The sequence below is a fragment of the Cupriavidus basilensis genome (assembly GCF_000832305.1).
Lineage (GTDB): Bacteria > Pseudomonadota > Gammaproteobacteria > Burkholderiales > Burkholderiaceae > Cupriavidus > Cupriavidus basilensis_F.
The window spans coordinates 2425619-2439549 of sequence record NZ_CP010537.1 but is presented as its reverse complement, the minus strand read 5'-3'; the positions used below and the strand labels follow the sequence as shown (position 1 = coordinate 2439549).

Below are 13931 nucleotides of genomic sequence, written 5' to 3'. Positions count from 1 at the left end.
GCGGCGGCTGAGATTGGCTTGGCAGCCGTCGGCGGGTGCTATTCAACGATAACCTGGCCGAACTTCAATGGTTTGTCACAAATACTTGAATTTATGATGTTTTTACTCGTTTTTTGCGCGCGCCCTAGCATGCGCGTTGGTGCGTGAGGATGTTCTTGCCGCCGCTGCCGCATCGGGTCAGATCCGACCGATCGTGCGACTACGAGGTCGACCGGAATGAAGACCGCCTCAGTGTGCCGATTTCGAGCCGATGGCTTATGGCCGGCTCCCGTCGCGGGACATTTTCGATGTCCACCACGAGAGGCAAATTAAGGGTTGTCGCTAGGAATATTGGACATATGCCAGCCTTTACCGATATCACCACCGTCCTTGAGCGCCAGTTCCTTGGCCCGCTCATGCTCGCGATATGGCGTGGTGTGAAAATTTGATCGTCGCAATCCCACGCCTGAACGCTGCGATTGCTCCTGCGATATCCGCTTCTCTCGTCGCCCAACCAAGGCTTGGTCGGAAGCTGGCGTCGATTCAGATTGCCGCCGCCATGTGCATCAGCGTGGTGACTGTCAGAGTTCATCGATGCCAGGCAATGCGAAAAATGAGGACTCGGAGTTTCGCCGATCTGGTGCTTCTTGCGCAAACTCTCGGTCTCGCGCTGCTTCCCTCTAAGTCCGAAGCTGACGAGCAGCCTGCCATCCGGCTGCAGCCTCGACAGCTTAGCGCCGCAACCATAGCTTAGCGACGGCGTCGGGCAGCGTGCAGAGGACGAAGGTCATATAAGGACGTCTCATCGATCCACCGCACGACACACTCACGATGGAGGAGATTCGGTCTTGCGAGGACGTAATGCATTTTCAATGCATTGGATCATGTCCGTGTCCTGAAATGGCTTATAAAGAACGCACGTTGCACCCAATGCCATGGCACGCTGATCGAATCCGACATGCGCAAATCCTGTCATGAAAATGACAGGCATATCGAGATTGCGCGCGCGCAGTGCCTCTATCAAAGCGAAGCCGTCCATGCCGGGCATTTGCGCGTCTGTGATCACGCAGGACATGCAAGGCAGCGAAGTGCACTGCAGTAGCTCTTGACCGCCTCCGTACAATTGCACGCTAAGATCGAGCGAACGCAGCAGCCCCCCCATGGCAATTCGCACGGCGACATCGTCGTCAACTATCGCGATCGTGGGCCGAGCTATCACACTGACTCCTTGTATACGCACTGAGCGCTGGCAATGCTCTGCTGGAAGAGTAGCGCCGAACCGGTCCACACCCAATCATACGATGGTTTTGCCAATTCTTCGGGTGCACGTCCGACGCTACGTTGCGATGAAGTCACGCTAGCCAGGAAAATCAGTCCCCCAGCGATAGCGAGCCAGCCAGCTATCGTGATCCTGCAAAACCAGGAGAGATGAATTGGCGATGCAGGATGTGGCCATTGTCTGTTCGTATCAGCTGGCTGAGTCTTCGGCATGGTTGCGGACTTTGGAATGCTGTTTGCTCAGCTCGGCACTGGCAGCGGCGATGTGACAACGGTGAACCGCATGAAGGCGAGGGCGTCTCGAATTCGCTCGTCTGCCAATTCACTTCTGAAGGCCGTTTGCGCCATTGTGCCAAGTCAAGAAACTGAGCGCCGTCAGCAATACGGCTGGCAGCATTACACACCAGAGCGAAAGCATCGAATAGCCAAGGGCGCCGAGAGCGGCGCCCGATGCGAAACCCGCGAGCGCCGGTACCATCTTTTTGAGCCGACCGCGTATGGCTTTGCCTTCCGCCTCAGATGCGGATGGCAGGTCCACCAGGTCAATGATAATTTGCGTCGTATTTCCGGTCATGATGGTGGTGGGGCCGAGGTCTGACAAGGACGTCCGGGACAGTGCGTTCTGAATACCCATGGCCACTACGGCAAGCATGCCGGCGCCGACGGCTGCAGGTGTGCTTGGATCGGAAATGGGAGAGGCGTGGACCCCGACAACTATGAAGAGAACCAGCGCCACGGCCTCGGCAAATAGCAACAGCGGGGGTGCCGATTGTTTGTCCCGTACGATGCGTGACTCGGTCAGCCTGGCGGCCGCAACCGCCAAGGCAAAAGCCGGCAGCGCAAGCAGTTTGGCGAGCAGGCCCGCAGAATCACCGGCGATGTCGACGCCGATCATCACGAAGTTTCCTGTCGCGTGCGCCGTAAATAGGCCGAATAGTGAAATGAACCCGACCACGTCTACATAGCCGGCGACGAAGGCCAGGATGCAGCCGAACGCCGGTCCTGAAAGATCAGCGCGGCGACCGGCGTCAGGAAGCTGTGTGGGTGTCAACGCGGTCTCTCACGATGGTTGGTCAGCGGACGGTCAGAAGCTGTGCCGCATCGCAATGGCGAACGTCTGCGGGTCTGCGCCAGCCTTGATACCGAGGTTGTTGATGGCGAAGTCATAGGTCGCGTTGCTGCGGTTGTTGATGCGGCTGTAGTAGGCGTATAGCGCGGTGCGCTTGGAAAGGGGGTAGTCATAGCCGACGGTTACCTGAAATGCGCCGGTATCCGAACCACTTCGGACGGATCCAATCGTTTCCATGGCTGTGCCGGTGCCATCGCCGACAAAGGCGAAGCCGGCACGTATGCTGCCGGGGCCAAGCTCCTGTATCAGCGAGACGTAGTAGCCATTGCGCGTAAGGTCTCCAGTGGCGGTACGATAGTGCAGGCGTTCATACAGAGCACTGATGCGCGTCGAGGGGAACTGGTAGGAAATTCCTGCCTTGATTGCGTCGTCGTTGCGTCCGTTGGTCTGATAGTGCTGGTGGATTTCATAGGCAAGCGTCAGGTTCAGGTTGCCGTGGTCATAGGCCGTGGCAAAGGAATACAACGCTGGATTGCGCGGCACCGTGGTCTTTTCTTCCGGCAATCCCCAGGCGATGGCGCCGCTCAAGCCGTGCCACGTCGGCAACTGGTAGTGCAACGAGTTCTTCTGCCGTCGATCAAATGAGCTGGTGTTCTGGACATTGTCGCTGGTAGACGCAGCGCCATTTCCTATTAGCGCCATGTAACCCGCAGTGGTGGGGTAATACGGGTCGTAGTTCTTGGTTGCACTTGTGTACGGCGTGTCCCAGTTGCCCATGAAGAGGGTGCCGTACGGGCTCTGAAGGCCGACCCGCGTATCCCGCGCCGCGATTTGCCCAGCGCCGTTGTCAATCGACAGGGCGCTTTCGATCTGCCAGATCGCCTTGATCCCGTTGGCCAACTGTTCCTCGCCCCGCATGCCGAACACAGAGCGGTTATTCGTGAGGCGCGCCGTATTGCCCAATCTAGTGCCGTCGGTTGCGGTGGTCACGGTCACATACTCGATTGCCGTGTTCAGCCGACCATAGATCACGACGTTGTTTTCCGCCATGGCAGGTGCCGCGGCCGCGGACAAAGAGGCAGCCAAGGCGACGTGAATGCGCCGGCGCGCGATTGCGTTAGTGCGGCTGGTAAGTGCTTCGGGCTGCTTTCGGGAACGACTCATGCTGTTATTGGTTCCCTTCTTTGCTACGTGCGGGGAGGGATGCCGACGGTTCAACGGCCGTGTCCGCATTGGGCGGTGTGCCCGTAATCTTCGGAACGCATTCGCCGCGGAACCATGCCATGGTTACGGGCTCTCCTGCCAGCATGCGCTTGACCGGCGGCACAACCTGCTCGCCAATCAGCATGCCCAGCAGCCCGATCAAAGCAATTGCGGGCGGCGCAGGCGAGCGGACCTGCATCAGTGCATAGATGATGCCGACCAGGATGCCGGCGCCAAGGGAGATGAGATAGAGCTTCATATGTGACAAGGTTGGGGAGGGGGAAATCGGTGCGACGTTACGCCGGCGGCAAGCCTGGGCCGATGCCGATGTAACCGAGGATCGTGGCCACCCACAGTACCGAAAAGGTGGGTTGGGCCAGCGGGGAAAACGTGCCGCCCGATGCAGGCTTGGCCGCCGAGATGGCAGATTGCGTCATGGTTGTCTCCGCGTGCGAAGGTCATCCCACGCCACGAGCAGGAACCCACCCACCAGGCCCAGATGTTCGAAGAACGCGTTAGCCATCATGAACTGCGCCTCGGGCGGCGCGCTCCAAAACCGGTTGGCCAGGAACGTGGCCATCAGCGTGAACGCCGCCAGCGCCAGTGCGCCTAGCCAGCGCCAGAAGCCGGTCAGGATCATTGCCGACGCACCAAGCTCCAGCGCAATCGTCGCCGCAGCCAGCGGCCCGGCGGGCGACAAGCCGAAGTGCTGCATCTCCGTCACTGCGCTGGAGAAGTCGAACAGCTTGACCAATCCGCCCTGCAGGTAGGCTGCGCACAGCAAAAGCAGGGCGATCCAGCGCATCCAGCGAGGCAGCCGGTGCGTATTGTTGCCGGCCGTGGCTAGCGAGGTCGTCGAGATGGTCATGGTCGCTCTCCGATGTGATCAATGTGGATCAGAATGCCCAGCACGAGCAGCCTAGCGCGCCCCAGAACGTGCTTTCGTCCGACGTCGGCACGCTCGAGGTCCACGCATTGGCATGCGCATGGCCATGCACGCCGCACGAACTGGCGCAGCCGCACGCGGTGTTCAGCGCCAGTGCGCGCGCCTGGGCCTGCGGGCGCGGCTGGTACTGGCTGCCATGGCGGGCCGGTGACCAGTAGGGCATCGCGGGCGGGATGTCGGGCGAATGCTTGCCGAATTCGCTGTCGCCATAGACCACCTTGCCGCCGAGCACGGTCAGCACCGACGTGATGTCCTGGATGTCGTCGCCCGGCACCGAGTAGTAGTCGGCCGACAACACGGCCAGGTCGGCCAACTGGCCCACCTTGATCTGGCCCTTCTTGCCCACTTCGGATGAGAACCACGTGTTGGCCTCGGTCCACAGGCGCAGCGCCGTTTCGCGATCGAGCAGGTTAGCCTGTGGATACATCGACATGCCGCCGACGGTCTTGCCCGTGGTCAGCCAGTACAGCGAGACCCACGGGTTGTACGAGGCCACGCGTGTTGCGTCGGTGCCGGCGCCGACCTTCACGCCCTCTTCCAGCATCTTCTTGATCGGCGGTGTGGCTTCGGCAGCGCGTGCGCCATAGCGCTCGACAAAGTACTCGCCCTGGTAGGCCATGCGGTGCTGCACCGCGATGCCGCCACCGAGCGCGGCGATGCGGTCGATATTGCGGTCGGAAATCGTCTCGGCGTGGTCGAAGAACCAGTTCAGGCCGTTGAACGGGATGTCCTTGGCGACCTTCTCGTAGACGTCGAGCGCGCGCGTGATGGTCTGGTCATAGGTTGCATGCAGGCGCCATGGCCAGCGCTTTTCGGCCAGCAGGCGGATCACCGGCTCCAGATCGGCTTCCATCGACGGCGCCATGTCGGGGCGCTCAACACGGAAGTCCTCGAAGTCGGCCGCGGTGTAGACCAGCATTTCGCCGGCGCCATTGTGGCGATAGAGGTCATCGCCCTGGCCTGGCTTGACGGTCGACGTCCAGGTCTTGAAGTCGCTCAGCTCTTCCTTGGGCTTCTGCGTGAACAGGTTGTAGGCCAGGCGCACCGTGAGGTGGCCTTCCTTGTGCAGCTCCTCGATGATGTTGTAGTCCTCGGGATAATTCTGGTAGCCGCCGCCGGCGTCGATCACGCCGGTCACGCCCAGGCGGTTCACCTCGCGCATGAAGTGGCGCGTCGAGTTCTTCTGGTACTCGGGCGGTAGCTTCGGGCCCTTGGCCAGCGTGGCGTAGAGGATGGTCGCATTGGGCTTGGCCAGCAGCAAGCCGGTGGGATTGCCGGCCTTGTCGTGCACGATCTCGCCGCCCGGCGGGTTCGGCGTGTCCTTCGTATAGCCCACGGCGCGCAGGGCGGCGCCGTTGAGAATGGCGCGGTCGTACAGGTGCAGGATGAACACCGGCGTATCCGGGGCCGCCGCGTTCAGCTCCTCGATGGTCGGCAGGCGCTTTTCCACGAACTGGTGCTCTGTGAAGCCGCCCACCACGCGCACCCATTGCGGTGCGGGGGTGCGTGCCACTTGATCCTTGAGCATGCGCATGGCATCGGCCAGCGAACGCACACCGTCCCAGCGCAACTCCATGTTGTAGTTCAGGCCGCCGCGGATGATGTGCATGTGGCTGTCAATCAGCCCGGGAATGGCCCGCCGGCCGTTCAGGTCGATCACCCTTGTCTGCGTTTCCGCCAGCTTCATGATGTCCTGGCGCGTACCTACCGCGACGAAGCGGCCGTCCTGGATGGCCACGGCGTCGGCCTGCGGATTGGCACGGTCGAGCGTGGCGAACTTGCCGTTGACGAGAATGAGGTCGGGAGTCGGGTTCGGTGACATGGCGAATAGTTCCGAAGAGGCTGCCGCACCGAGGGCGGCAGCCGAGGTGATGAAGTGCCGGCGGGTAGCATCGTCCTACGCATGGAAACCATGCGTAGGACGATGACTATCTTCATCTTTATTAGCTGCTTAGCGTGCGGGCACCGGGGCGATGGATTCGTGCCCCGTGGCCGTGCGCTGGGCAGCCTTATGGACCATGGTGTAGGCGTAGTCCACGCCCATGCCGTAGGCGCCCGAGTGTTCCTTGGCCACCTTCATCACGGCGTCATAGGTGTCGCGGTGGGCCCAGTCGCGCTGCCATTCGAGCAGCACCTGCTGCCAGGTCACCGGCACCACGCCAGCCTGCACCATGCGCTGCATGGCGTAGTCGTGCGCTTCCTTGGTGGTGCCGCCGGAGGCGTCGGCCACCATGTAGATCTCGTAGTCGCCTTCGAGCATGGCGCACAGGGCAAAGGTGGTGTTGCAGACCTCCGTCCACAGGCCGGCGACGACGACCTTCTTGCGGCCGTTGGCGGCCAGCGCGTCGCGCACCTTCTGGTCGTCCCACGAGTTCATCGAGGTGCGCTCCAGCGTCTTCTGGTCCGGGAACACGTCGAGCAGTTCCGGATAGGTGAAACCCGAGAACGACTCGCTCTCGACGGTGGTGATCGTCGTCGGGATATTGAAGATCTTGGCCGCCTTGGCCAGGCCGACGACGTTGTTCTTCATCGCCTGGCGGTCCATCGACTGGACGCCGAACGCCATTTGCGGTTGGTGGTCGATGAAGATCAGCTGGCTGTTCTGCGGGGTGAGGACTTCAAGCTTGGGATTGGACATTGCGTTGCTCCTGTTGGGGGCGAGAGTAGGGCTGCCGCGGCACCAGCCGCCGCGACAGTGCCGCGTCGGGGCGGCTAAGCATAAGGGCCGCGACTGGCGTTCGTATCCGGATCGCAACCTGACGCAAGGATAGTCGGCGCTGTCGGCCATGGCCATTGGCGAATCGTATTAGTCGTGCGCGGCCGTCGTTTCATCGCGACGCCGCTAGGCCGTGCCAAAGCAAGCGGGAGTAGCTTCGCCGGCCCTTGCGGCGTGGTGTGACATAGGGCTGTGTGCGACTCTGATGTGTCGCACCCTGCATACCGGCTGGCTGGGGCTGGGTCCAGGATCCACGTCGAACTAACCCCAAGGTATAGGTACTCAGGACCCCGGCAATGTGCTGTAATGCAATGTTTTGGGGGGGCATGCCAAATTGGCGTGAGTGGGCCTGCCCAGACCCCGCGCACCGATGAGTGCACTGGAGATTGACTGTGACAATCAACAGCTTCGTAACCGCGGACACCAGTGCGAGTGATGAAGCGATGGTGCTAATCGTTGATGACGACGCGATGCTTCGCGGCGCGTTGGAGAACCTCTTCCGATCAGTCGGGATGCGCGTCGCACTGTTCGCATCCGCTGCCGAACTGCTAGCATTCGCGCTCCCGGACGTGCCCACTTGCCTTCTGCTCGATGTCAGGCTCCGCGGGCAGAGTGGCCTGGACCTGCAGACTCAGCTGTCCCAAATGGGCGTCCAGGTCCCAATCATTTTTATGACTGGTTACGGCGACATCCCCATGACCGTTACCGCTATGAAGGCTGGTGCTGAGGATTTCTTGGCGAAGCCATTCCGCGAGCAGGACCTGCTCGATGCCGTGGCGGCCGCCTTGCAAAAGGATCAGCATCGTCGCCATGGCATGCGTAAGCTGGATGAACTGCGATCCGGCTACCAGAGCCTGACGCCGCGCGAGGCCGAGGTCATGCGCATGGTGGTGGCCGGTCTGCTGAACAAGCGGATCGCCAGCGAGCTAAGTATCAGCGAGGTCACCGTGAAAATTCATCGCGGCCAGGCCATGCGCAAGATGAAGGCGCGCACCTTTGCCGGGTTTGTATTGATGGCACAGCAACTCGGCATTTGTCCGCATTGAGTCCCCGTAGCCTCCCGCGGTCGGCGGGAGGCATCTAGTCCTGAGGCGGCAGGGTGAACTGAAACACGGCCCCGCAAGGCACATTGGGGTACGCCCACAGCCGTCCTCCGTGTGCCTCGACGATCAACCGGCAGATCGCCAGGCCCATGCCCAGCCCCTCCGCCTTGGTAGTGAAGAAGGTCTGGAAAACTCGCTCCAGATCTTGCGGCTCCAGCCCGACGCCAGCATCCTGAACGGCAACCAGCACAGTCCCTGATGCGTCGAGGTGCGACCGAATCAGCAGTCCCCGCGGCCGCTCTGCCACCTCTTTCATTGCCTCGATGCTATTCATCATCAGGTTCAGGAGCACCTGCTGCAACTGCACCCGGTCACCCGCAACCGGCGGCAGGTCAGGCTCGAGTTCCGTCCGGAGCAGGACTTGATGGCGGCTTATCTCTCCCTGGATGAGGGCAATCGCGTCTTCGATAAGGGCGTTCATGTCAAGGCGCGCCGTGACTGCGGCCGTCTTCTTAAGCAGCGCACGCATGCCTTCAATCACTGCGCCAGCCCGATGGCCATCCTGAACGATGCACCCCAACGTATCTCGCACCTCGGCCAGATCGGGCGGCTGGCGAGCGAGCCAGCGCAGGGCCGCATTGGCGTTGGTGACGATGGCGGCCAGCGGCTGGTTGACCTCGTGGGCGATCGAGGCTGTCAGCGCGTTCAACGTCGTCACGCGGGTAACGTGTGCGAGTTCGGCCTGTGCCTGGTGCAGCGCCTCCTCGGCGCGCTTGCGCTCGGTTAGATCAAGCATGTAGGAGACACCTTGTTCCCCACCCTCTTCGAATGTCGCGCACCCTAGCAGGACGAGCACGCGGCTTCCATCCTTGCGGAAGAACTCTTTTTCGAACGGCGGCAAGGTCCCGCTGATCCGAAGGTCCTGGACCAACCTTGCGTCACGCTCGCGCCTGTCCGGGGGCGTCAGGTCCGTCCAGCGCAAAGGGACTGAGGCGAGGTCCTCGCGGTCGTAGCCCAGCATGCGGAGGAACGCGTCATTGGCCTCGAGGATTCGGCCGTCCATGTGCCAGAGGCAGATCCCGATGATGTTGGCCTCGACCAAGCGCTGAATCTTCGCTTCGCGTTGTGCGAGATCCCGGTACAAACAAGTAATCTCCAGCGCGGTCGCCGCCTGCGAGGCGAGCATCTTCAGCACGGTGGTGCGGGTTGGCACGAAGACGCGCGGCGCGAGGTTGTTCTCCAGGTAGAGCACACCGACGAGCTTGGCCTGCGTAAGCAGTGGGAGGCAGAGAATGGATCGGGCATGATGCTGCAGAATGTACGGATCGTCGGAAAACGGCATCTGTGTCGCCGCATTGTCGAGAATGATGTTCTCGCGGGTGCGCAGGACATAGTGGAGCATTGATACCGGCAGCGCAGTCGCAGTCACGCTCTCGTCGCGGAGTTGCACCGTGACAATATCGCCACCGGTCGTAGCCTCTGCTGCGATGCGCTGCTCGGACCCTCGGGGCAGGATCAGCAGTCCCCGTTCCGCGCCGGCCTGTTCAATCGCGGTGCGCATGAGTGTGTCGAGTAATTTGTCCAGGACGATCTCGCCGGACACAGCTTGCGACACGGCAATCACGGTGGCAAGGTCCAGGTGTTCGACCGGCGCCCCAATGGTCGTCGTTGGTGCGGGTGCTCGCTCTTCCCCCCAGAGGTGCGGATACAACGCATCGAGTTGCCGCACCTTGCCGCCGGCGCCCCAGCGAAGATAGCCATGGCGGGCATCCTGCAAATACACGCGGGCAACCTTTTCAAAGCCACGCGCAGCATAGAATCGCGCGGCCAACTCGTTGGCGAGTGCCTGGTTATGGATGAAATCATTGTCCTGCGCGGAGCGGATGGCCTGCTCGTAGAGGCCCATTGCATCAACTTCGCGCCCATCGAGGCGGGCGATTTCCGCGCCAACCAATGCGGCTCTGTTCTCGAAATTCTCCGGACAATGCTCGGACCAGACAAGGAGCTGGCGATGATGTGCGGCCAATGCCGCCAGGTGCTGGGTCCGTTCTGGCGCGGCGGCCGTGCCGCAGCATGCGGCTCGCGCCAACGCTGTGTAGAAGTGGTATTCCGCCTGCTCGAAGAACGATGGTGATGTCCAGAGGAGACTTTCTGCCCTGTCCGCCGCCGCTATGGCGGCTGCGTGGTCGTCGGCGAGGAAGCGTGCCTGCAGTTTTCGGATCCAGTACCAGCAGGTGGCGAGGGCGGGGCCCGGAGCCTCATCCAGATACCGCTCGAACTCCTCCTCGTTGAAATCATCATCATCGAAGACGCCGAACACCGGGGTCAGTCCGCGCAGAGTTCGCGCTAGCTGGAGCTGGGGGGTAACCCGGTCGACGGCGAGACCGAAGCTCGCACGGCGCGCGAAGCCGATCGTGGCTTCAGCTTCGTTCTGCACCTCGGCAAGCGGATCGCCGCAGGCGAGCAACTGCGTAATGAGGTTGTTGCGCGCGAAGGACGCGTAGGTAAGGTCACCAAGCTTGCTGGCCACGTCGAAAGCGCGCCGGACCAGGCTGCGCGCGGCACGGATGGGTTGCGTCCATTGCATCACGTGGCCGCCGAAAGCCTGGTAGACGCGCGCCCTGAAGCGGTCCAGCCCGCGCTGCTCGACCAGGCTCAGGCCAAGCTGGCCGAAGCGGAATGCCGCCTTGTAGTCGCCGGACCGAGGCCCCAGGATCATGCCGAGCCAGGTATAGGCGAGGCACGACGCGTCGCTGTTGCCCTGCTCGAGGCTGAGGTTTGCCATCCGCCCGATGATGAGGGAGCCCAGGTTCACGTCGGTGTACCAGGCCGGCAGCATCAGCGCGGTCAGAACATCCATGGTCTCGCACGCGACCGCATTGGTCATCATCGGCAGGTCGAGCAGCGCCTCGATCGGACGGTCGCCAAGTTGCCGCCACATCCGGTCGTATTCCTGCAGAACCTCCTCATCTGTCGGGTGTGCCGAACACTGGACGCCGGCGCGGTACAGGTAGTCGAGGCCCACCTCGACGGCGCGCTCGCGCTGGCCGAGGGCCAGAAACAGCTCCAGCCGCAGCTGGGTGACGGAGGCCAGATCGGGGAGGCTGGCGGCACGGCACGCAAGCTCGGCCAGGCGCGCGTCCGCCGCGGCCGGCGCGCCGGTCAGAAATTCGCATTCGGCGAGGTGGAACTCGAGCGCGAAAGCAAACTTGGGCCGACGCTTCCAGGCGTCCCCCTGCATGAGCGCTGCGCCGGCGGTGAGATAGGTCAGCGCCGAGGCGTAGGCCGTGGACGCCTTGGCGCGCTGGCCGGCAAGCAGATTCAGCTCGGCCACTTGCTCCCGTTCCTCGGCGGCGGTGATAAGGTCGGTGCCACGGTTGAGCTGACCGACGATCTCGAAGACACGCTCCGCTATTGCTTCAGGCGGCGTGCCCGTAGCGAGCCGCCTGCCAATCGCGAGGTGCGCTGCCGGCCGCGCGCCTTCAGGAATCAGCGCGTAGGCCGCCTCCTGGATACGATCGTGCAGGAATCGGTAGGTATTTCCCAAACGCAACACAAGTCCGGCGCGTACCGCCGGCCGCAGAGCCGCGTCCAGCTCCGCCTCGCTGGCATCCTGGACCATGGCCAGGCTAGCGATCGCCGCGTCATTGCCGAGACACGCCAACTGCTTCAGGGCGTTACGGGTCGCCGCGGGAAGGCGCCTCAGCTTGGCGAGCATGAGATCGACCACATTGTCGGTGAAACCCTTGGCCCGAATCTGCTCAAGGTCCCAAGACCAGCGCGCGCCACGATGATCGAAAACGAGCAGCCCCTCTTCGGTCAGGGCGGTGAGAAACTGGATGGCGAAAAATGGGTTACCGCCAGTCTTCTCCTGCACCAGTCGGGCCAGAGGTGCGGCGTCCCCAGGTGCGCAATGCAAGGCATCGACGATGAGTCTGATTACATCGTCGAACCCAAGGGGGGAAAGCGTGATGTCATTTACCCGCCCCCCGGCCTGGCGGATTGCCGGCAATCGCAGTAGCAACGGATGTCCGGGCTTGACGTCGTCATTCCGATAGGCTCCGATAAGCAGCACGTGGCGTACCTCTGGCTGGGTCGCCAGATACTCGAGCAGATCGAGTGTTGCCGCGTCCAGCCACTGCAGGTCGTCGAGAAAGAGTGCCAGCGGATGCGTGGGTTGGGCAAAGACGGCAAGCAGGCGCTGGAAAACCATCTGGAATCGGTGCTGCTCGTCGCACGGGGGCAGTTCCGGCACCGGCGACTGCGGCCCCAGAATCAGCCCGAGCTCGGGTATGAGCGGCACCATGAGGCCGCCATTCGGGCCCAGCGCCTCCGCCAGTGCGGTGCGCCAGGGCGCCAAGTCGGCCTCGCTCTTGCCCAGTAGTGGGCGGACCAGATTCTGGAAAGCCTGAGCCAACGTCGCATACGGGACGTCTCGCTTGTACTGATCGAACTTGCCCGAGGCAAAGAGGCCATTCCTGAGCGCCAGTGCGCTGCGCAACGCAAGCACGGCCGAGGTCTTCCCGATACCGGCGTAGCCGGAGACCAGCACAAGCTCCGGCGTGCCCTGGGTCACCACCCTATCGAAGGCAGCGAGCAAGGTTTCAATCTCGCGCTCCCGTCCATAGAGCCGCTCCGGAATCAATGGGCGATCAGGCAGGTCGTGCTCGCCGAGCGGGAAGGTGGCAATGCTTCCCCGGCTTTCCCATGCGACCGAACTGCGCCGTAGATCGGCCTCCAGCCCCGCTGCGGTCTGGTAGCGCTCCTCCGCTGTCTTGGAGAGCAGCTTCATCACCATGGCGGAAAGCAAGGCCGGGATCGACGGTACCCGTTCTGCCGGCGGCACTGGCTGTCGTGCGAGATGGCTGTGCAACAGTTCCATCGGGTCGTCGGTGGCGAACGGCAGCACGCCCGTGAGCATTTGATAGAGCGTGACGCCGAGCGAATAGAGGTCGCTCCGCGCGTCGATTGACCGGTTCATGCGTCCGGTCTGCTCGGGGGCCATGTAGGCCAGCGTGCCGGCGATCTCTTCCGGTGGCGCCGGTGCCTGGCGCTCGCGCGACTGGCGCGAGGCAATGCCGAAGCCCGTGAGCCGGGCCTCGATTGGGGCATCGTTCACCAGGATATGGGCCGGCTTGATGTCCTTGTGTATAAGACCCCGCTGGTGGAACTGGTCCAAGGCCGCGGCGATGCTGATGGCCAGGCGCAAGAAACGGCCGACCTCCATGGGGGTGCCCAGCAGCTTGGCAAGCGGCTCGCCACCTGGGTCGTCAAGCAGTAAAACAGTCCGGCCACGCTCGCGCACAAGCTCCAGCGGTCTTACCGCCCAACTGCCGTCCAGTTCGTCCTTCAAGCCGTATTCGTGCGCGAGGCTAGTGGGGCGCGGGTGCTCGGCTGCGTGCCACACAGCCAGTACAGCCTTTGGCATGCCATCTCGGCCGGGGAGCCAACCTCTACCGACAACGCGATCGTCATCTTCCCATACGACCGGGAAGCTGACACCGCTCTCATGGCCGAAGTAAAATAATGGGTTCATCTGCCGTGTTCCGCTCTCAAGTCGATAGCTGTATTTGATGTTTCGGGGCGCCTGGTGGGGCAGGTGAATTGCCGTACCGGTGATCCGGTCAAGGGGACCGAACGGCGAAATTTTGCCACGGGGATGCCAATCAATGACGGGCTTCATTTGTCTGCCTTGAA

The 13931-nt window shown here is 62.4% G+C and carries 10 protein-coding genes and 1 pseudogene; 2 read left to right on the top strand and 9 right to left on the bottom strand.

Annotated elements, in window-relative coordinates; genetic code table 11:
* Nucleotides 1–511: 511 nt before the first annotated feature.
* A pseudogene (locus tag RR42_RS40135) lies at nt 512–733 on the top strand (LuxR C-terminal-related transcriptional regulator); the annotation flags it as partial.
* 72 nt (nt 734–805) lie between these two features.
* On the opposite strand, the gene RR42_RS31455 reads toward RR42_RS40135, so the two are convergent.
* The 8 genes from RR42_RS31455 to RR42_RS31425 all read right to left on the bottom strand — a co-directional run bounded on the left by RR42_RS31455 (nt 806) and on the right by RR42_RS31425 (nt 7113).
* Nucleotides 806–1198 carry a response regulator transcription factor gene (locus tag RR42_RS31455; RefSeq protein ID WP_043355771.1) on the bottom strand — a complete coding sequence of 131 codons (393 nt, stop codon included), beginning with the start codon at nt 1196–1198 and terminating at the stop codon, nt 806–808.
* A gap of 381 nt (nt 1199–1579) precedes the next feature.
* Nucleotides 1580–2308 carry a YoaK family protein gene (locus RR42_RS31450; protein WP_043355770.1) on the bottom strand — a complete coding sequence of 243 codons (729 nt, stop codon included), beginning with the start codon at nt 2306–2308 and terminating at the stop codon, nt 1580–1582.
* Between the two features lie 33 nt (nt 2309–2341).
* Nucleotides 2342–3490: a porin gene (locus RR42_RS31445; RefSeq protein ID WP_082055167.1), complete on the bottom strand. Its 1149-nt coding sequence runs from the start codon at nt 3488–3490 to the stop codon at nt 2342–2344.
* A gap of 4 nt (nt 3491–3494) precedes the next feature.
* Nucleotides 3495–3788: a XapX domain-containing protein gene (locus RR42_RS31440; protein ID WP_043355767.1), complete on the bottom strand. Its 294-nt coding sequence runs from the start codon at nt 3786–3788 to the stop codon at nt 3495–3497.
* 37 nt (nt 3789–3825) lie between these two features.
* On the bottom strand, nt 3826–3966 hold the full coding sequence (locus tag RR42_RS40575; protein WP_158408327.1) for a hypothetical protein: 141 nt from the start codon (nt 3964–3966) through the stop codon (nt 3826–3828).
* The gene (locus tag RR42_RS31435) at nt 3963–4397 is read right to left on the bottom strand and encodes a DoxX family protein (RefSeq protein WP_043355765.1); all 435 of its coding nucleotides are present in this window, start codon (nt 4395–4397) and stop codon (nt 3963–3965) included. Before RR42_RS31435 ends, RR42_RS40575 begins: the two co-directional genes overlap by 4 nt.
* Before the next feature lie 28 nt (nt 4398–4425).
* Entirely contained in the window at nt 4426–6297 is a 1872-nt protein-coding gene (locus tag RR42_RS31430) for an amidohydrolase (protein WP_043355764.1), read from the bottom strand.
* Between the two features lie 129 nt (nt 6298–6426).
* On the bottom strand, nt 6427–7113 hold the full coding sequence (locus RR42_RS31425) for a hydrolase (protein WP_043355763.1): 687 nt from the start codon (nt 7111–7113) through the stop codon (nt 6427–6429).
* A 521-nt stretch (nt 7114–7634) separates the two neighbouring features.
* Between RR42_RS31425 and RR42_RS31420 the strand changes: the two genes are divergently transcribed.
* Nucleotides 7635–8237 carry a response regulator transcription factor gene (locus tag RR42_RS31420; protein WP_052495295.1) on the top strand — a complete coding sequence of 201 codons (603 nt, stop codon included), beginning with the start codon at nt 7635–7637 and terminating at the stop codon, nt 8235–8237.
* A 34-nt stretch (nt 8238–8271) separates the two neighbouring features.
* Here RR42_RS31420 and RR42_RS31415 read toward each other — a convergent pair whose 3' ends face one another.
* Nucleotides 8272–13770 (bottom strand): ATP-binding sensor histidine kinase, encoded by a 5499-nt coding sequence (locus tag RR42_RS31415; protein ID WP_043355759.1) that lies wholly within the window; start codon nt 13768–13770, stop codon nt 8272–8274.
* Between the last annotated feature and the right edge of the window lie 161 nt (nt 13771–13931).

Coding starts and splice junctions, on each gene's coding strand:
- RR42_RS31445 (WP_082055167.1), bottom strand. CDS start 3,490: ATGAGTCGTTCCCGAAAGCAGCCCGAAGCACTTACCAGCCGCACTAAC.
- RR42_RS31440 (WP_043355767.1), bottom strand. CDS start 3,788: ATGAAGCTCTATCTCATCTCCCTTGGCGCCGGCATCCTGGTCGGCATC.
- RR42_RS40575 (WP_158408327.1), bottom strand. CDS start 3,966: ATGACGCAATCTGCCATCTCGGCGGCCAAGCCTGCATCGGGCGGCACG.
- RR42_RS31435 (WP_043355765.1), bottom strand. CDS start 4,397: ATGACCATCTCGACGACCTCGCTAGCCACGGCCGGCAACAATACGCAC.
- RR42_RS31430 (WP_043355764.1), bottom strand. CDS start 6,297: ATGTCACCGAACCCGACTCCCGACCTCATTCTCGTCAACGGCAAGTTC.
- RR42_RS31425 (WP_043355763.1), bottom strand. CDS start 7,113: ATGTCCAATCCCAAGCTTGAAGTCCTCACCCCGCAGAACAGCCAGCTG.
- RR42_RS31420 (WP_052495295.1), top strand. CDS start 7,635: ATGGTGCTAATCGTTGATGACGACGCGATGCTTCGCGGCGCGTTGGAG.
- RR42_RS31415 (WP_043355759.1), bottom strand. CDS start 13,770: ATGAACCCATTATTTTACTTCGGCCATGAGAGCGGTGTCAGCTTCCCG.